Raw genomic sequence first — 19,397 nt, 5'->3', positions numbered from 1 at the left:
TTAATCATTCAATTCTTTTTATTGGAAAGTTGCTTCGAGTGAGGCATTCACTCTTGTTTATCAATTTTGGCCACTGTTCGCCGAAAGGAGCAACTACGCCCAAATAAAACTTCATTTGAAAGTTTTATCGGAACTACTCAACTTCAAAAAACAGCAAACTTAAAATAATTAAAAATGTACTTGTTAAATACTTTGCCGGTGTATTAGTTTTTCCTCGCCAAGTGTGAACTTCGCCTTTTACCTCGGCACCCGCCCAATGCCTGCGGTACAGCAGCAACGCTTTATGGGCAGACATGACGCCATGTCACAGGTATATCCGGTCCGTACTTACCTATCAGGAAGGAAGGCTGTCGCCCGCCGACAGAAAACAAGTAAGTCGTAGTTCCACTGATTGCGCAGTTGCCAGAGCAGTTCTATTTCATATCAACGATAAAGGACATCATGATGCCTAATAAGAACCAACTCGCCCTGAAGAAAGCCGAACTTAGCGTTCACCCGATCTTTTCCGAGATCACCTCGTTATCGGTCCTGCGTCGTTTCATGGAAACCCACGTGTTTGCCGTGTGGGACTTCATGTCGCTGACCAAACGCCTGCAGCAGGAGCTGACGTGCACCCGATTGCCGTGGTTACCGCCGCGTGACCCTCACGCCGCCCGGTTGATCAACGAGATCGTTCTGGGTGAAGAATCGGATGATCGCCTGACGGAGGGTCACTACAGCCATTTTGAGTTGTACCTGGATGCGATGCGCGAAATCGGCGCGAGTACCACCGCCGTGGAGCGCTTTGTCGCCCTGCAACAGGAAGGCGTGAGCTATGACGTCGCGCTGCAAAGCGTCGAGGTTGATCCGGCCGCCGCGCAGTTTGTCCGCGACACCCTGGGCACCGCCCTGCATGCACCGGGACACAGCGTGGCGGCGGCGTTTCTGCATGGTCGGGAGAGTGTGATCCCGACCATGTTCCAGCGCATTCTTGACGACTGGGGCATCGGCATCGAACAGGCGCCGACCTTTCGCTATTACCTGGAGCGCCACATCGAGGTCGACTCCGAAGATCACGGCCCGGCGGCGGAACACCTGCTCGAACGTCTGGTCGACGGCGATCCGCAACGTCAGGCCGAGGTCTACGCCAGCGCCATCGCTGCCGTGGAAAGCCGCATCGCCTTATGGGACGGCCTGCGCCTGAGCATGCGTGAACCGTTGGCGGAGGTGGCCCAATGAATGCCGCCGACTATCAATCCTTTGCCGATGCCTGGGAGAACCGCGCCACCATCCGCACCCGCCCGCGTCGCGTGCTGGAAGACGATGAACGCTTGATCTACCCGCTCAGCCGGCAACCACTGGTGCTCAGCGAAACCTTCCTGCGCGAGTGCCCGCAACAGCGTGATTTCGCCCTGGTGCAGACGCTGTACAAGTTCATCAACGACGTGGTGATTTTCGAGACCGAGATCGTCGATAAGACCGCGCGCAGCATCGCCAAGAATCGCTTCGCTGTGGCGTTCCCCTTTGCTTGCCGTTACGACGCGATGACCGTGGTGGTCGACGAGGATTATCACGCCTTGGTGGCGATGGATTTCATGCAGCAAACGGTAGCGATGACCGGCATCGACCCCATTCAGTTGCCCGATGAAATCGAACTGAGCCGGGCGATTCCTGCGGCCGTAGCGCTGGCGCCGGAACACCTGCGCAGCGCGGTGGAATTGATCTGCGTGGCCATCGCCGAAAACACCGTGACCGGCGATGTCGCGGCGTTCGCCCGCGACGACACGGTCAAGCCGTCGATCAAAGGCCTGATGGCCGATCACTTGCTCGATGAAGGGCGCCATTCGAGTTTCTGGGCGCGGATGGTGCGTATCTATTGGTACACCGCCAGCGCGGCGGATCGCGAGACCATCGCGCAGATCCTGCCGGTGTTCATCGGCCATTACCTGACCAACGACATCCAGAAATCCTTCGACCTGCGCCTGATCGACGCACTGCCGGTGAGCGAGACCACGCGCCGTTCGCTCAGGGATGAAATGGCCGGGCTCGCGTTCCCGATCAATCGCCACCATCCGCTGGTGGGCAACATCGTCAAGTTCTTCCACAACAGCTCGCTGCTCGACACCCCGTGCGTGCAGCACGCCCTGCGCGACTATCTGGTTTGACAAGGAGGCCGACATGAAACGTCTCGACATTTTGCTGATTGGCGCCAGCCAGGCCATGACCGACCTGGCGCAAGAACTTGAACAACACGGTCACTCATTGACGCGCAGCGGTGTTGCGCAATCGACGGTGGATCTGATCATCGACGATGGCTTCATCGGTGCCGGCGATTTCTGCGCGATCCCCCACCTGCACCTGCGTTTGGGGGTTGGCGTGCAGAGCCGTGCGAGTCTGCCGTCACTCGACCTGCTGTGTTTCCTCGGCTCGTCATTGATCAGCCGCGTGCCGATCGGCGATGAGCCGTCCGGCAACGGTCAGGCACTGCGCCAGCGGGTGCTGACGCAGGTGGTGGACGAAGTGGCGCTGCTGGTCAGCCGCTTCTCGCGCGACGCTGACTATTTTCAGCAGGCCACGCTGGTCAAGGCGCCGGATTTCGAACGGATGGAAAACCTGTTGTTCCTCGACAGCCTGGCTTACGTCCATCGCCTCAACGACACGGCGAATCCGGCGCTGCTGGAACAGGCGCAGACCCCGGTGATCGAACGCCTGCAACAAAGCCTGATCCATCATGCCGAAAGGCCGGCGCTGCACCTCGCCGAACAGTCGATCAGCTATCGGCAGTTGCATGCCCACAGTCGCGCGATCCAACAGCGCTTGCAGCCCTTGCTCGAACAACATCCACAGCCGTGGGTAGTCGGCATCTGCCTGCCAAAAAGCCCGGCGCTGTTCGCCTCGATTCTGGCGATACTCGGCAGCGGTGCGGTGTACCTGCCGCTGGAACCGAGCCATCCGTTGCAGCGCCAGCAATACATTCTGCAGAACGCCGGTGCGTTGTTGCTGCTGCACGATGGTGAGCATCCGCTGGGCGAAACCATGGTGGGACTGGATGTCAGTCACATTGACAACGCAGACGCGGACCTGAGCCAACCTTTGATGCGTCAGCGCCCCGCCCTCAATGCGCCGTGCATGGCGCTCTACACCTCGGGCACCACCGGGCATCCGAAGGGTGTGTTGCTCAGCCAGGCCAACCTTGCCCACTTCAGCGCGTGGTACGCCGATTACGTGCAGTTGCAGGCCGAGAGTCGGGTGTTGCAGTTCTCTTCGCTGAGCTTCGATTCGTCGCTGATCGACATCTTCCCGACCCTGCTCGAAGGCGCCGAACTGGTGGTGCCCGATGACACCCAGCGGCGTGATCCGCTGCAACTGATCGCGTTGATCCGGCGCCGGCAACTGACCCACGCCTTCCTGCCGCCGGCGCTGTTGAGCATCCTGCCGCTGGAGCAACTCGAAGGCGTGCAAGTGATGACCGGCGGCGATGTCTGCGAGCCGTTCGTCATCGAGCAACTGACCCGTCAGGGCACGCTGCACAACCTTTACGGCCCGACCGAAGCCACGGTGCTGATTACCGCCCGCCAGCTCACACCGGGTGACAGCAACCGCAGCCTCGGCGCGCCGATTGCCAACAGTCAGGTGCTGATTCTCGACGACGATTTGCAACCGGTGCCGCAGAACACCGTCGGCGAATTGTTCATCGTTGGCCCGGGCGTCTGCCTCGGTTATCTGAACAATCCACAGCAGACTGCCGAACGCTATCTGACCCTGCAATTGCCGGACGGCCAAACGCTGCGCGCCTACCGCAGCGGCGACATGGCCAAGTGGGGCGAGCACGGTATCGAGCTGTGCGGACGACGCGACAATCAAGTGAAGATCCGCGGCTTCAGGGTCGAGCCGGAAGAGATCGAACGCTGCCTGCGCGAGAGCCAGTTGTACCGGCAAGTGGCGGTGGTGATCGACGGCCAGCGGCGGATTCTGGCGTTCCTTGCCCAGCCGCAATCGGACGTCGCACGCGAAGCGCTGAAGGCCCACGCCCGGCAATTTTTGCCCGACTACATGCAACCCGTGGCGTGGACTGAGCTGTCGAGCATGCCGTTCGCCAGCAACGGCAAGGTCGACCGTAAAGCACTGCTGGAACTGCCGGTGAGCGTGCAAGACAACGGGCCGAAATGCCTGCCGGCGAATGCCGACGAAGCACTGCTGCTGGAAATCTGGGCAGAATTACTGGAGTTGCCGAACAGCGATATATCCACTGACGAAAGCTTCTTTAATCTCGGCGGTCACTCGATTCTGCTGTCGCGGATGTTACTGCGACTGCGTGAGGAGTTCGGGCGCAGCATCTCGATCAATCGCTTCATTGAACTGCCGACCATCATCAAACTGGCAACGCTGGTGCGCGGCACCGATGACAGTGCGGTGCTCAGCGCCCAGGCCATGGCCGACGCGCAACGCCCGCTGGCTATCGAACCACTACCCATCAGCCGCATGGGTGATGTGCACAAGGTGATCGTCACCGGCGCCAACAGCTTTGTCGGTGTGCACATTGTCGAGGCACTGCTCGGTTGGGGCGCCAGCGAAGTGGCATGTCTGGTGCGTGATGGCGGCGGGCAAACGGCGGCGCAACGCTTTGCCGGGTCACTGCGGGAAAACCGCCTGGAGCATCTGGATCTGAGTCGGGTGCGGGTTTACGCGGCAGACATTACGCGCCCGCAACTGGGTCTGAACGACGAAGATTATCAACGTCTGGATCGCGAGTTCGGCGCGCTGGTGCACAACGCCGCCAACGTCAATCACGTGCTCGATTACGAGTCGCTGGCGGCGGATAACGTCGAGCCGATTTTCGCGCTGCTGCGGCTGTGTGAAGGGCAGAGCAAAAAGATCTTCAATTTCGTCTCGACGCTGTCGGCTTCAAGCACGGTCGATGAGGCGGGACGGGTGCTCGAACTGCCCGCCGCGCTGACGCCACCGATCTACATTCGCAATGGTTACAACCTGTCGAAATGGGTCGGCGAACGCATCCTCGAACGGGCGCGGGAGCGTGGTGTGAGCGTCAATGTGTATCGCCCCGGCAACATCAGTTTCAACAGCTTGAGCGGCGTGTGTCAGCCGCACAAAAACCGCTTGATGCTGATGCTCAAAGGCTCGATTCAGCTCGGCCAGGTGCCGGCCTTCACGCTGAATTTCGACCTGATGCCGGTGGACTTTCTCGCCCGCTTCATCGCCTTCCACGCCAGCCGTTATTCGCCCGAACGCGCGGTGTTCAACCTGCATAACCCCGAGCCATTGAGCTGGGATGCCTACGTCGCGTCGTTCCGCGAAACCGGCAGCGAGTTCTCGCTGGTCAGCGTTGCCGACTGGCAGCAGCAACTGGGACGTGTCGATGCCGACAACGCGCTGTTCGGCGTGCTCGGTTTCTACCTCAACGGCTTTGAAGAAGACATCGGCGACATCTCCCTGATCGGCCACGCCAACGCCGAGGCCGGCGTGCAGCAGATGGGCGCGCATTACCCGCAGAAATCCCCGGCGCTGCTGCGTCGCGGCTGCGACTACCTGAAAGAAATCAACTTCATCTGAAGCCACAAAAAAGGAGCAACACCATGAGCACTTTGCAACCCGACACCCTGATCAAAAACCCGCATGGCTGCCACGTTGTGTCGTCGGTGGAAGTGCCGGCGGACGCCGCGCAGGTCTGGGCGGTGGTCGGCAACTTTGGCGGTTTCGACCGTTTCATTCCGGCGCTGTCGCACATCGAAACAATCGGCGAGGGCGTGTCCTCGCTGCGCAAGAAATGCTTCAAGGATGGCAACGTGGTGGTTGAACAGCTCAACTCCCGCGATGAACACGCACGAAGCATGACCTGGACGACGATTTACAACACGTTGGGGGTGGCCAATCTGTGGGCGGCGATGAATGTGGAATCGCTGGGCGCAGGCAAATCCCGGGCGACGTGGACGATCATTGCCGAGCCGGCCAGCGGAGGCGCCGAGGCGCTGCCGGGGTTCAAGGATTTCGTGCAGGGGTTTGCCGATGATGCGATGGGGAATGTGCTGAAGCTGTTTGTCTAAGGCTTGAGTGTGGCGGTGATTTTCAGACCGCTATCGCGAGCAGGCTCACTCCTACAGTGATCGGGTTTCTCCAGACGGAACCCGATCAATTTGTAGGAGTGAGCCTGCTCGCGATGAACGATAACGCGGTGTTGATTCAGGTCAGATTTTGAAACTGTCGACCAATTGCTTCAGGCGGTTGGCCTGCTGCGACAGCGCATCACAATCCTTCAACGTCTCGTTGAGGTTGGCCACGCTCTGCTGGTTCAGCAGGTTGATCTGGTTAACGTCGACGTTGAGGGTTTCCACCACGGCGGTCTGCTCTTCAGTGGCCGCTGCCACCGACTGGTTCATACCGTCGATTTCGCCGATACGCTGGGTCACGCTGACCAGACGCAAGCCGGCCTGGTTGGCCACTTCAACGCTTTGCTCGCTGGAGGCCTGACTGGCGTTCATGGTGGTCACCGCTTCACGCGAACCGACCTGCAACGAAGTGATCATCTTGTGGATCTCTTCCGCCGACTCCTGGGTGCGATGGGCAAGGTTACGCACCTCGTCCGCCACCACCGCAAAACCACGCCCGGCTTCACCGGCACGCGCCGCTTCGATCGCCGCGTTGAGCGCCAGCAGGTTGGTCTGTTGCGAGATGCCTTTGATCACATCGAGGATGTGACCGATGTTGTCGGTGCTGGCGTTCAGGGTTTCGATCTGCGTGCACGACAGGCTGATTTTCTGCGATAACTCGGTCATCGCCTGGATCGTCTGCTCGACCACCTGACGACCATCGTCGGCCTGCTCGCTCGCGCCGCTGGCGTGTTGCGAAGCATCGGCGGCGTTGCGCGCAATTTCCTGCGTGGCGGCGCCCAGCTCGTTGATCGCGGCAGCGACACTGTTGGTGCGCGCACTTTGCTCGTCAGACCCGACGATCGAGGCGTTGGACGACGCCATTACGCGTTGCGACAAATCATGCACGTGGCGGGTTGCCGAGGACACTTCGGAAATCGACGCGTGAATCCGTTCAACGAACTGGTTGAATGCACTGCCCAATTCACCGAATTCGTCTTTGCTCTCGACCACCAGACGACGGGTCAGATCGCCTTCGCCCTGAGCAATGTCCTGCATCGCACGACCCATTGTGGTCAACGGACGCATCAGGACGTTGATCAACAGGCTCAGCAGCAGTGCAATCGCGGCCACCGCAACGAACATTGCGATCAGTGCCGAAGTACGGAATTGGCTGAGTGCGGCGTAGGCTTTATCGCGATCGATCGACAGACCGATGTACCACTGCGCATTCGGCAGATCGCTCACCGGGGTGAACGACAGAATACGTTCCTGGCCATTGAGCACGACGTTCTGGTTGCCCTTCTCGATGCGTACGCTGGTGTTCGGATAGATGTCTTTCAGGTTTTTCATGACCTGATCTTTGTCCGGGCTGACGATCACCTGACCGTCGGCGCTGACCAGAAAAGCGTGGCCGAGGCCACCGAAGTCCACCGAGTTGATGATCTTCACCAGGGTTTCCAGGCTCAGGTCACCCCCGACGACGCCGAGCAGCTCGCCGTTCTTTTTCACCGGCATGGCGATGGTCACCACCAACCCGCCAACCGCTGCCATGTACGGCGGCGTCAGCATGGTTTTGTCGGCCGCAACGGCTTGCTTGTACCAAGGGCGCTGACGCGGGTCGTAGCCGTCCGGCATCTTCGCGTCAGGGCGCTGGGTGAACACACCGTTGGCCTGACCGACGTAGGTGAACTGGAAGTTCGAGGTGAACGCTGGTTGATCGACCAGACCCGGGAAATCCGCGTCCTTGCCTTGATGGGCAACGTTCTGCGCGAGGTTTTCCAGCACCAGAATCCGCCCGCTCATCCAGTTCTGCACGCTGCTGGCGGTCAGGTCACCGGCCTGCTGCACGGAGGACTGAAGGTTCTGGCGAATGGTGTTTCGCTGCAGATAGTCGTTGTAGAGGGTGAACAGCGCGAACGCCAGGACCACGACGCCCGAGGCGGCCAACAGGATTTTATGGCTGAACTTGAGATTCATTTCATGGGACTTCTTATGCCAAAAGTGGGGATGCGTTCCGGATGCAACATTCCATGTACAGCGCAGGCAGCGTTCTTCTGGCCGCTCTACTTTGGTGCACGCATGTCTCACCAGTCTGTCGGCACGTGTTGGCGAAATCTTAGGGTTGTGCAGGAAATGGATGGCATTTCTGTCGGATTCCCGCCGAACGGCGTGCCAGAGCGTTCGCGGCGATATTTTCAGGGGCAATGTTCGAGCGACGGTTGCAAATTCCGTAACCCTTGATGACAATGCGAGTAATTATCATTTGTGACGTTTACGTTGATGTCCTCACCTGAGTTTGCAGTACAGGCGCTTTACAGTAGTCATCACGGCTGGCTCAACGCCTGGCTGCGCGCGCGGTTGGGCAACGCGGCGGATGCGGCAGACCTGGCGCAGGACACTTTCCTGCGCCTGCTGCAGCGCACCGAACGCCTCGAACTCAAATCGCCTCGCGCCTTCCTGAGCACCATTGCGAGCGGCCTGGTGATCGACCATTGGCGTCGTGAGGAAATCGAACGCGCCTATCTCGAAACCATCGCGCATTTGCCCGAAGCCGAAACACCAAGTGCCGAGGCACGGGCGCTAGTGATCGAATTGCTGGAGAGCATTGCGCGGATGCTTGAAGGACTGAAGCCGAAAGTGCGTCAGGCCTTTCTGCTGGCGCAGTGCGAAGGTTTGACCCACAAGCAGATCGCCGAACAGATGGGGCTCTCTTTGCGTTCGGTTGAGCGTTACGTCGCCGACGCGCTGTATCACTGCTACGTGCTGCGGTACGAAAGCTGATGCCTGTGGATAACGTCGCACTCGGTCGCCGCGCCGAACCCCGGCAGCACGTGGTCAAACAAGCCATTCATTGGCTGCTGCGTTTGCGCAACAACCATGACAACCCGCGTTTGAATCGTCAGTGCGAACAATGGCGTGCCGAACACCATGAGCACGAACTGGCCTGGCAACGGGTGCAGTCGCTGCAAGCCGAACTGAGCAACAATTTACGCGCGGTGCCCGGTGCGCAAGTGGCGTTCCACACCCTGGAAAACAGTGCCCAGGGTCTTGGCCGGCGACAAGCCTTGAAGCTGTTGTCTGGCGCATTGCTGATGGGCTCTGCCGCTTGGCTGGCCAAAGACACGGCCGCGTGGCAGCAGTGGAGCGCCGATTACGCTACGGCGACGGGCGAGCGGCGCGGCTTTCAGTTGCCGGATGGCACGCGAATCGAACTGAACACCGCGAGTGCAGTGGATCTGGATTACACCGCGCAGCAGCGGCTGATCAAACTGACGCGCGGTGAAATCATTGTTACGTGTGGTGGCTCCGATGAGGGCGCGCCGACTGATCGGCCGCTGCGTGTACAAAACCGTCACGGGACTTATGACCCCCTCAATGCCCGATTCATCCTGCGTCAGGAACCTGATTGCACGCGGCTCAGCGTCACCCATGGTCAAGTTGCGATCCGCTCCGGCGGCACTTCGGTGGCAGCATTGGCCGGGCAAAGTTATCTGATCGATCACCATCGGATTCGCCCTGCACCGCCGCTGGCTATGGATGCCGGCGCCTGGGTCGACGGCTTGATCGCCACGCGCAACATGCGTCTGGGCGACTTTATCGCTGAAGTCGGGCGTTATCGTCAGGGCTTTCTGAACTGCGCCCCGGAAGTTGCCGATCTGCGCTTGTCCGGCGTATTCCGTCTGGAAGACACCGACAAGCTGTTGGCGATTCTGCCGCAGACGTTGCCGGTGCAATTGCGCTATCGCACGCGCTGGTGGGTGACGCTGGAGCGCGTCGCCTGAAATTATTTTGGCGGGTTTTCGCAGCAGGTCCGGCTTAGTCAGTAAGCACTTCAACTCAAGCGTTTGCGACTTCCTACGGAAACCTACAATGACTGTCCCCGCCACCTGTAAGAACACTCTGAATTTAACTGCCGAATCGGGCCTGTTGCGCCAGGCCGTTCGGGCAGCGCTTTTTTCCACGGTGCTGGGCGTTGGTGTGATGCCCGGTTTGAGCATGGCGGATAGTCCGGCGGCCAATGAAGTCAGCCATCGCTACAACATTGCAGCGGGCCCGCTGGGTGAGGCGCTGAATCAGTTTGCCCGTCAGGCTGGCATCACGTTGTCGATGACCCCGCAGCAGACTCAAGGCCGACAATCGCCGGGGGTACAGGGCGATTATTCGACCGATCAGGCGCTGAGCCATTTGCTCGGCGGCTCTGGTCTGCAAGCGGTCAGCCAGGATGGCAGCAGCTATATCCTGCGACCGCTCGCTGAATCCGAAGCACTGGCCCTGCCAACCACCGATATCAAAGGCTTCGCCCTCGGCAACGCATTGGGCAGCATGGATGGCTACAACGCCACGCACAGCCAGATCGCCACCAAGACCAGTACGGCGTTGCTGGAAACCTCGCAAAGCGTATCGGTAGTCACTCGCGAACAAATGGATGACCAAGGCTCGCAGACTGTCTCGCAGGCAATGCGTTACACGCCGGGTGTGCTGACCAATCCGTACGGCGCGACCCATCGCTATGACTATGTGGCGATGCGCGGTTTCAACGACGGCTCGGTCGACAACATCTACCTCGACGGCCTCAAGTCGATGGGTGACAGCGGTACTTACAGCACCATGCAAGTCGATCCGTATTTTCTTGAGCGTATCGACATTCTCAAGGGACCGTCTTCGGTGCTGTACGGTCGCAGTTCGCCGGGCGGCCTGGTGGCGCTGACCAGCAAAAAACCGCTCTATGAGGCTTACCATCAGGTGCAAGCCACGGTCGGCACGCAGGGCCAGCGCGGGGTCGGTTTTGACTTCAGCGGGCCGGTCGATGACGACAAGCGCATCGCCTATCGCCTGATCGGCTTAACGGATCAATCCGACACGCAATTCGACCACAACAAGGAAAAGCGCTTCGCCCTCGCACCAACGCTGAGTATCGATTTCAGTGAAGACACTTCGCTGACCCTGCAGGCTTATTTGCAACACGATCCGGATGGCGGCTACCACGGCGGTGTACCGGCCGACGGCACCATTCATCAGCGCAATGGCAACCGCATCTCGCCGCACTTCTTCGAAGGCGAGCCGGGCGTCGATGGTTATTCGCGTGATCAGCAATCGTTCGGTTACCAATTTGAACATCGCTTCAACGATGTCTTCACCGCACGGCAGAACTTTCGCTACCTCGATTCCAAAGTGAACATGGATCAGGTCTACGCCTATGGCTGGACCACGCCGACCAGCAACGAGCTGAACCGCTACTACACCGGCGGTGACGAGCGTCTGCATGCGTTTATCGTCGACAACATGCTGCAGGCCGAATTTTTCACCGGCGCGACCAAACACACGGTGCTCATGGGCGCTGACTATCAGCGGCGCAAAACCGTGGTCGACTGGACCAGCGGCGGCCTTGCACCGATCAATGCGTTCAACCCGGTGTACGGCAACTCAGCGATCGATATGTATGGCCAGACCAGTTACCTGCGGCGTCTGGAGCAGACCGGGGTTTATCTGCAAGACCTGATCGAGATGGACAAGTGGCGCTTCTCGCTGGGCCTGCGTCAGGACTGGGTCGAGACTTCGGACGAAAACCGTATCGCTGAAGCCGGACGTCCGGTCGGCACGCAAATCAATGATCGCCGTACCAAACTCACTGGCCGTGCCGGCGCACTGTACCTGTTCGATAACGGCCTGGCGCCGTACATCAGCTATTCCGAATCGTTTAACCCGAACTCCTATGCCGACAGCGCCGGTAACCCGCTGGCCCCGACCGACGGCACGCAATGGGAGGCTGGCTTGAAGTATCAGCCGCCGGGCACTGATCATTTGTTCACCGCCTCGCTGTTCCGCATCGACCAGGAGAACCTGGCGACCAAACTGCCGCAGGAAAACTTCTATCGTGCGGTCGGTGCCGTCCGCTCTCAGGGTCTGGAACTGGAAGCGCACATGCAGTTGAGCGATCACCTCAAAGTCCTCGGCAGCTACACCTTCACTGATATCGAATACTCGAAGTCGATGGTCAGCACCTTGAGTACGCCGACAGACGTCATCGAGAACAAGGGCAACTCGCCGACGCAGGCCCCGCGTCATATGGCGTCGTTGTGGGCGGACTACAAGTTCGACAACGCGGCCCTCGATGGCCTGCGACTCGGCGGCGGCGTGCGTTATGTCGGCTACAGCTGGGCCGATGCGGAAAACACCTTGAAGGTGCCTGCCTACACGCTGTTCGATGCCTCGATCGGCTATGACTTGGGCAAAGTCGGCTTGAAGGGCGTTGATGTGCGTCTGAACGCGAACAACCTGACCAACGAGTCCTACGTCGCTTCCTGCGCGAGCCTGAACTTCTGCTACATGGGCGAAGAGCGCAACGTGGCGGCGACGGTCAGCTACCAGTTCTAAACCTTTTGGTCTGTGCATAAAAAGCCAGCCCCTGATTTTTCAGGGGCTGGCTTTGTCGTTTCTGTGGGGAATTTCAATGCGTGCGTTTCTGGTTTTATTGCATCGATATATCGGTCTGGCTACCGCAGTGTTTTTGCTGTTGGCCGGGATTACCGGCAGCCTTCTGGCGTTCAACCATGAGTTGGATGAATGGTTGAATCCGCAGTTTTATTCGGCTTCTGCACAGGGTGCGCGACTTCCGCCCGGCGAGTTGGTTGATGCCGTGCAATCTGCGCATCCGAAGCTGCAGGTCTGGTACATGGAGTATCCGCATGAGGCGGGACATACGGCTTTACTGGCGGCAGTTCCACGTAATGATCCGGCGACAGGGAAGCCATTCGATGAGCGTAATCAGGTGTTTTACCTGGACCCGGTGAGTGCTGAACAGACGGGTCAGCGTTATTGGGGGGAATGCTGTTTTGGACGGGAGAATTTTGTCCCGTTCATCCTTGAGTTCCACTACAACCTGACATTACCGGGGAACTGGGGATTGTGGCTGATGGGGTTGGTGGCCGTCGCCTGGGTGATCGACTGTTTCGTCGCGCTATGGCTGACATTGCCGCGTGGAAAGCCGTTCTGGAGGAAGTGGACAACCGCCTGGAAAGTGAAGGGCGGTCATGCCTATCGGCTCAACTTCGATCTGCATCGCGCCGGGGGATTGTGGCTGTGGCTGCTGTTATTGCCGATCGCCGTGAGCAGCGTGGCCATGAACCTGCCGAGTCAGGTATTCAAGCCAGCGGTGTCGTTGTTTTCTCCGATAGAACCCAGCGTCTATGAAACCCGAGGGCGAATGCCTCCTTCACAGTTGGGGGTGACGCAGTTGAGTTATCAACAGGCATACGAGAGGGCGCTACAGGAGGGGAAAAGGTTAGGACTGACAGCGGCGATCGGCGAGTTGTATTACAGCTTTGAGTACAACTTCTACGGCGCAGGGTTTGGACAGCACGACACCGAAGCCCATGGCAAATCCTGGTTGTTCTTTCATGGTACGGACGGGCGGTTGTTAGGGCAGGAGATTGCTGGGCAGGGAACGTTGGGAGAGCAGTTTTACCGGTTGCAGTTACCGATACATGGAGGACGGATCATTGGAGTTACAGGTCAGGTATTGATCGCGGTGTCAGGTATTTTGATTGCGGGTTTGTCGGGGACTGGCGTCTACATCTGGTGGCGCAAATGGCAGGCTCGACGTATCAGCAAGGCACGTAAAGCTGTTTGATCAATGATTTTGTGAGCCCTGAAATGACAAAACCCCTGTCTGCGTTAGCAGACAGGGGTTTCGGAATTTAATCTTGACGATGACCTACTCTCACATGGGGAAACCCCACACTACCATCGGCGATGCATCGTTTCACTGCTGAGTTCGGGATGGGATCAGGTGGTTCCAACGCTCTATGGTCGTCAAGAAATTCTGTATCTGGCTCGTCAACACGGTAACGAGCCAGCAAAAACGGTTACTTCTACTAAAACAAAACCCCAACTGCTTTCGCAATTGGGGTTTCGGAATTTAATCTTGACGATGACCTACTCTCACATGGGGAAACCCCACACTACCATCGGCGATGCATCGTTTCACTGCTGAGTTCGGGATGGGATCAGGTGGTTCCAACGCTCTATGGTCGTCAAGAAATTCGGGTACCGAATCGTGGCCAGAGGGCCGCGCTTCAGCAAATTGGGTATGTGACAGCTTTCGGTGTTTTGTGAACATCGAACTTTCGGTTCGTTTCGTCTTCACACACCGCAATCTGATGCTCTCTCGAGTAGTCAAATTGCTTGGGTGTTATATGGTCAAGCCTCACGGGCAATTAGTATTGGTTAGCTCAACGCCTCACAGCGCTTACACACCCAACCTATCAACGTCGTAGTCTTCGACGGCCCTTCAGGGAACTCAAGGTTCCAGTGAGATCTCATCTTGAGGCAAGTTTCCCGCTTAGATGCTTTCAGCGGTTATCTTTCCCGAACATAGCTACCCGGCAATGCCACTGGCGTGACAACCGGAACACCAGAGGTTCGTCCACTCCGGTCCTCTCGTACTAGGAGCAGCCCCTCTCAAATCTCAAACGTCCACGGCAGATAGGGACCGAACTGTCTCACGACGTTCTAAACCCAGCTCGCGTACCACTTTAAATGGCGAACAGCCATACCCTTGGGACCGGCTTCAGCCCCAGGATGTGATGAGCCGACATCGAGGTGCCAAACACCGCCGTCGATATGAACTCTTGGGCGGTATCAGCCTGTTATCCCCGGAGTACCTTTTATCCGTTGAGCGATGGCCCTTCCATACAGAACCACCGGATCACTAAGACCTACTTTCGTACCTGCTCGACGTGTCTGTCTCGCAGTCAAGCGCGCTTTTGCCTTTATACTCTACGACCGATTTCCGACCGGTCTGAGCGCACCTTCGTACTCCTCCGTTACTCTTTAGGAGGAGACCGCCCCAGTCAAACTACCCACCATACACTGTCCTCGATCCGGATAACGGACCTGAGTTAGAACCTCAAAGTTGCCAGGGTGGTATTTCAAGGATGGCTCCACGCGAACTGGCGTCCACGCTTCAAAGCCTCCCACCTATCCTACACAAGCAAATTCAAAGTCCAGTGCAAAGCTATAGTAAAGGTTCACGGGGTCTTTCCGTCTAGCCGCGGATACACTGCATCTTCACAGCGATTTCAATTTCACTGAGTCTCGGGTGGAGACAGCGCCGCCATCGTTACGCCATTCGTGCAGGTCGGAACTTACCCGACAAGGAATTTCGCTACCTTAGGACCGTTATAGTTACGGCCGCCGTTTACCGGGGCTTCGATCAAGAGCTTCGCGTTAGCTAACCCCATCAATTAACCTTCCGGCACCGGGCAGGCGTCACACCCTATACGTCCACTTTCGTGTTTGCAGAGTGCTGTGTTTTTAATAAACAGTCGCAGCGGCCTGGTATCTTCGACCGGCATGAGCTTACGGAGCAAGTCCTTCACCCTCACCGGCGCACCTTCTCCCGAAGTTACGGTGCCATTTTGCCTAGTTCCTTCACCCGAGTTCTCTCAAGCGCCTTGGTATTCTCTACCCAACCACCTGTGTCGGTTTGGGGTACGGTTCCTGGTTACCTGAAGCTTAGAAGCTTTTCTTGGAAGCATGGCATCAACCACTTCGTGTTCTAAAAGAACACTCGTCATCAGCTCTCGGCCTTAAGATCCCGGATTTACCTAAGATCTCAGCCTACCACCTTAAACTTGGACAACCAACGCCAAGCTGGCCTAGCCTTCTCCGTCCCTCCATCGCAATAACCAGAAGTACAGGAATATTAACCTGTTTTCCATCGACTACGCTTTTCAGCCTCGCCTTAGGGACCGACTAACCCTGCGTCGATTAACGTTGCGCAGGAAACCTTGGTCTTTCGGCGTGGGTGTTTTTCACACCCATTGTCGTTACTCATGTCAGCATTCGCACTTCTGATACCTCCAGCAAGCTTCTCAACTCACCTTCACAGGCTTACAGAACGCTCCTCTACCGCATCATCCGAAGATGATACCCGTAGCTTCGGTGTATGGTTTGAGCCCCGTTACATCTTCCGCGCAGGCCGACTCGACTAGTGAGCTATTACGCTTTCTTTAAAGGGTGGCTGCTTCTAAGCCAACCTCCTAGCTGTCTAAGCCTTCCCACATCGTTTCCCACTTAACCATAACTTTGGGACCTTAGCTGACGGTCTGGGTTGTTTCCCTTTTCACGACGGACGTTAGCACCCGCCGTGTGTCTCCCATGCTCGGCACTTGTAGGTATTCGGAGTTTGCATCGGTTTGGTAAGTCGGGATGACCCCCTAGCCGAAACAGTGCTCTACCCCCTACAGTGATACATGAGGCGCTACCTAAATAGCTTTCGAGGAGAACCAGCTATCTCCGAGCTTGATTAGCCTTTCACTCCGATCCACAGGTCATCCGCTAACTTTTCAACGGTAGTCGGTTCGGTCCTCCAGTTAGTGTTACCCAACCTTCAACCTGCCCATGGATAGATCGCCCGGTTTCGGGTCTATTCCCAGCGACTAGACGCCCTATTAAGACTCGCTTTCGCTACGCCTCCCCTATTCGGTTAAGCTCGCCACTGAAAATAAGTCGCTGACCCATTATACAAAAGGTACGCAGTCACAGAACAAAGTCTGCTCCCACTGCTTGTACGCATACGGTTTCAGGATCTATTTCACTCCCCTCTCCGGGGTTCTTTTCGCCTTTCCCTCACGGTACTAGTTCACTATCGGTCAGTCAGTAGTATTTAGCCTTGGAGGATGGTCCCCCCATATTCAGACAAAGTTTCTCGTGCTCCGTCCTACTCGATTTCATGACCAAGAGATTTTCGCGTACAGGGCTATCACCCACTATGGCCGCACTTTCCAGAGCGTTCCGCTAATCTCAAAGCCACTTAAGGGCTAGTCCCCGTTCGCTCGCCACTACTAAGGGAATCTCGGTTGATTTCTTTTCCTCAGGGTACTTAGATGTTTCAGTTCCCCTGGTTCGCCTCTTGCACCTATGTATTCAGTACAAGATAACCATCTTATGATGGCTGGGTTCCCCCATTCAGACATCTCCGGATCAAAGTCTGTTTGCCGACTCCCCGAAGCTTTTCGCAGGCTACCACGTCTTTCATCGCCTCTGACTGCCAAGGCATCCACCGTATGCGCTTCTTCACTTGACCATATAACCCCAAGCAATCTGGTTATACTGTGAAGACGACATTCGCCGAAAATTCGAATTTCTCAGTTAAGAGAACTCACAAATTTTACCTTAGCCTGATCCGTTACCAGTGAAAGTAACGTTCAGTCTATCTTTCTATCACATACCCAAATTTTTAAAGAACGATCTAATCAAAAGACTAGAAATCAATATTCTCAATGGAATACTCATTTCTAAGCTTTCAGAAGCAGTTATATGGTGGAGCCAAGCGGGATCGAACCGCTGACCTCCTGCGTGCAAGGCAGGCGCTCTCCCAGCTGAGCTATGGCCCCATAACAAAATTGGTGGGTCTGGGCAGATTCGAACTGCCGACCTCACCCTTATCAGGGGTGCGCTCTAACCAACTGAGCTACAGACCCAATTTCGAGCGCGTAACTGTTAGCTTGGAGCTATCAGCTTGGAGCTTAAAGCTGCTTCTATCGTCTTCTTCAATGAATCAAGCAATTCGTGTGGGAACTTATGGAGCAGCTGATGTCGTCGATTAAGGAGGTGATCCAGCCGCAGGTTCCCCTACGGCTACCTTGTTACGACTTCACCCCAGTCATGAATCACACCGTGGTAACCGTCCCCCCGAAGGTTAGACTAGCTACTTCTGGTGCAACCCACTCCCATGGTGTGACGGGCGGTGTGTACAAGGCCCGGGAACGTATTCACCGTGACATTCTGATTCACGATTACTAGCGATTCCGACTTCACGCAGTCGAGTTGCAGACTGCGATCCGGACTACGATCGGTTTTATGGGATTAGCTCCACCTCGCGGCTTGGCAACCCTTTGTACCGACCATTGTAGCACGTGTGTAGCCCAGGCCGTAAGGGCCATGATGACTTGACGTCATCCCCACCTTCCTCCGGTTTGTCACCGGCAGTCTCCTTAGAGTGCCCACCATAACGTGCTGGTAACTAAGGACAAGGGTTGCGCTCGTTACGGGACTTAACCCAACATCTCACGACACGAGCTGACGACAGCCATGCAGCACCTGTCTCAATGTTCCCGAAGGCACCAATCCATCTCTGGAAAGTTCATTGGATGTCAAGGCCTGGTAAGGTTCTTCGCGTTGCTTCGAATTAAACCACATGCTCCACCGCTTGTGCGGGCCCCCGTCAATTCATTTGAGTTTTAACCTTGCGGCCGTACTCCCCAGGCGGTCAACTTAATGCGTTAGCTGCGCCACTAAGAGCTCAAGGCTCCCAACGGCTAGTTGACATCGTTTACGGCGTGGACTACCAGGGTATCTAATCCTGTTTGCTCCCCACGCTTTCGCACCTCAGTGTCAGTATCAGTCCAGGTGGTCGCCTTCGCCACTGGTGTTCCTTCCTATATCTACGCATTTCACCGCTACACAGGAAATTCCACCACCCTCTACCATACTCTAGCTCGACAGTTTTGAATGCAGTTCCCAGGTTGAGCCCGGGGATTTCACATCCAACTTAACGAACCACCTACGCGCGCTTTACGCCCAGTAATTCCGATTAACGCTTGCACCCTCTGTATTACCGCGGCTGCTGGCACAGAGTTAGCCGGTGCTTATTCTGTCGGTAACGTCAAAATTGCAGAGTATTAATCTACAACCCTTCCTCCCAACTTAAAGTGCTTTACAATCCGAAGACCTTCTTCACACACGCGGCATGGCTGGATCAGGCTTTCGCCCATTGTCCAATATTCCCCACTGCTGCCTCCCGTAGGAGTCTGGACCGTGTCTCAGTTCCAGTGTGACTGATCATCCTCTCAGACCAGTTACGGATCGTCGCCTTGGTGAGCCATTACCTCACCAACTAGCTAATCCGACCTAGGCTCATCTGATAGCGCAAGGCCCGAAGGTCCCCTGCTTTCTCCCGTAGGACGTATGCGGTATTAGCGTTCCTTTCGAAACGTTGTCCCCCACTACCAGGCAGATTCCTAGGCATTACTCACCCGTCCGCCGCTGAATCCAGGAGCAAGCTCCTCTCATCCGCTCGACTTGCATGTGTTAGGCCTGCCGCCAGCGTTCAATCTGAGCCATGATCAAACTCTTCAGTTCAAACATCTTTGGGTTTTTAAGAAACCCTAAACTTGGCTCAGCAATCGTTGGTTACATCTTTGATTTCTCGCGGAGTAACTTGTGATGCTGATAATCTTGTTGACTATCAGTCTGACTCCACAAGCACCCACACGAATTGCTTGATTCAGTTGTTAAAGAGCGGTT

9 protein-coding genes, 2 tRNA genes and 4 rRNA genes are annotated in these 19,397 nt (G+C 56.8%); 8 read left to right on the top strand and 7 right to left on the bottom strand.

Annotated elements, in window-relative coordinates; all coding sequences use genetic code 11:
* Positions 1-441: 441 nt before the first annotated feature.
* From P3G59_RS00725 to P3G59_RS00710, 4 genes are read left to right on the top strand one after another with little or no spacing between them, the layout of a single operon-like run.
* On the top strand, positions 442-1,218 hold the full coding sequence (locus P3G59_RS00725) for a DUF3050 domain-containing protein (protein ID WP_277760061.1): 777 nt from the start codon (positions 442-444) through the stop codon (positions 1,216-1,218).
* Complete coding sequence (locus P3G59_RS00720) at positions 1,215-2,144, top strand: diiron oxygenase (RefSeq protein WP_277760060.1); 930 nt, start codon at positions 1,215-1,217, stop codon at positions 2,142-2,144. Before P3G59_RS00725 ends, P3G59_RS00720 begins: the two co-directional genes overlap by 4 nt.
* A gap of 13 nt (positions 2,145-2,157) precedes the next feature.
* A complete protein-coding gene (locus P3G59_RS00715; RefSeq protein ID WP_277760059.1) occupies positions 2,158-5,550 on the top strand; it encodes a non-ribosomal peptide synthetase in 3,393 nt (1,130 codons plus the stop codon).
* A gap of 23 nt (positions 5,551-5,573) precedes the next feature.
* On the top strand, positions 5,574-6,041 hold the full coding sequence (locus P3G59_RS00710; RefSeq protein WP_277760058.1) for an SRPBCC family protein: 468 nt from the start codon (positions 5,574-5,576) through the stop codon (positions 6,039-6,041).
* A 141-nt stretch (positions 6,042-6,182) separates the two neighbouring features.
* On the opposite strand, the gene P3G59_RS00705 is transcribed toward P3G59_RS00710, so the two are convergent.
* The gene (locus P3G59_RS00705; protein WP_277760057.1) at positions 6,183-8,063 is read right to left on the bottom strand and encodes a methyl-accepting chemotaxis protein; all 1,881 of its coding nucleotides are present in this window, start codon (positions 8,061-8,063) and stop codon (positions 6,183-6,185) included.
* A gap of 303 nt (positions 8,064-8,366) precedes the next feature.
* Here P3G59_RS00705 and P3G59_RS00700 point away from each other — a divergent pair, with 303 nt between their 5' ends.
* The 4 genes from P3G59_RS00700 to P3G59_RS00685 all read left to right on the top strand — a co-directional run bounded on the left by P3G59_RS00700 (position 8,367) and on the right by P3G59_RS00685 (position 13,716).
* Entirely contained in the window at positions 8,367-8,867 is a 501-nt protein-coding gene (locus P3G59_RS00700; RefSeq protein WP_277760056.1) for a sigma-70 family RNA polymerase sigma factor, read from the top strand.
* Positions 8,867-9,868: a FecR family protein gene (locus P3G59_RS00695; protein ID WP_277760055.1), complete on the top strand. Its 1,002-nt coding sequence runs from the start codon at positions 8,867-8,869 to the stop codon at positions 9,866-9,868. Before P3G59_RS00700 ends, P3G59_RS00695 begins: the two co-directional genes overlap by 1 nt.
* Positions 9,869-9,956: 88 nt before the next feature.
* Entirely contained in the window at positions 9,957-12,461 is a 2,505-nt protein-coding gene (locus P3G59_RS00690) for a TonB-dependent siderophore receptor (protein WP_277760054.1), read from the top strand.
* A gap of 76 nt (positions 12,462-12,537) precedes the next feature.
* Positions 12,538-13,716 carry a PepSY domain-containing protein gene (locus P3G59_RS00685; protein ID WP_277760053.1) on the top strand — a complete coding sequence of 393 codons (1,179 nt, stop codon included), beginning with the start codon at positions 12,538-12,540 and terminating at the stop codon, positions 13,714-13,716.
* Positions 13,717-13,787: 71 nt separating this feature from the next.
* On the opposite strand, the gene rrf (P3G59_RS00680) is transcribed toward P3G59_RS00685, so the two are convergent.
* The 6 genes from rrf (P3G59_RS00680) to P3G59_RS00655 form a co-directional block, all read right to left on the bottom strand.
* A 5S ribosomal RNA gene (gene rrf, locus P3G59_RS00680) occupies positions 13,788-13,903 on the bottom strand.
* Between the two features lie 105 nt (positions 13,904-14,008).
* Positions 14,009-14,124 (bottom strand): 5S ribosomal RNA (gene rrf / locus P3G59_RS00675).
* A gap of 157 nt (positions 14,125-14,281) precedes the next feature.
* Positions 14,282-17,175, bottom strand: a 23S ribosomal RNA gene (locus tag P3G59_RS00670).
* A 234-nt stretch (positions 17,176-17,409) separates the two neighbouring features.
* Positions 17,410-17,485, bottom strand: a tRNA-Ala gene (locus P3G59_RS00665).
* A 10-nt stretch (positions 17,486-17,495) separates the two neighbouring features.
* A tRNA-Ile gene (locus tag P3G59_RS00660) sits at positions 17,496-17,572 on the bottom strand.
* Between the two features lie 123 nt (positions 17,573-17,695).
* Positions 17,696-19,232, bottom strand: a 16S ribosomal RNA gene (locus tag P3G59_RS00655).
* Together the 16S, 23S and 5S rRNA genes with 2 tRNA genes alongside form the textbook arrangement of a ribosomal RNA operon.
* Positions 19,233-19,397: the final 165 nt, after the last annotated feature.

Origin of the sequence: Pseudomonas sp. A34-9, from assembly GCF_029543085.1 — a bacterium.
Lineage (GTDB): Bacteria > Pseudomonadota > Gammaproteobacteria > Pseudomonadales > Pseudomonadaceae > Aquipseudomonas.
Note: the sequence above shows the minus strand (reverse complement) of the source record. Positions and strands in the feature narration are given on the sequence as shown.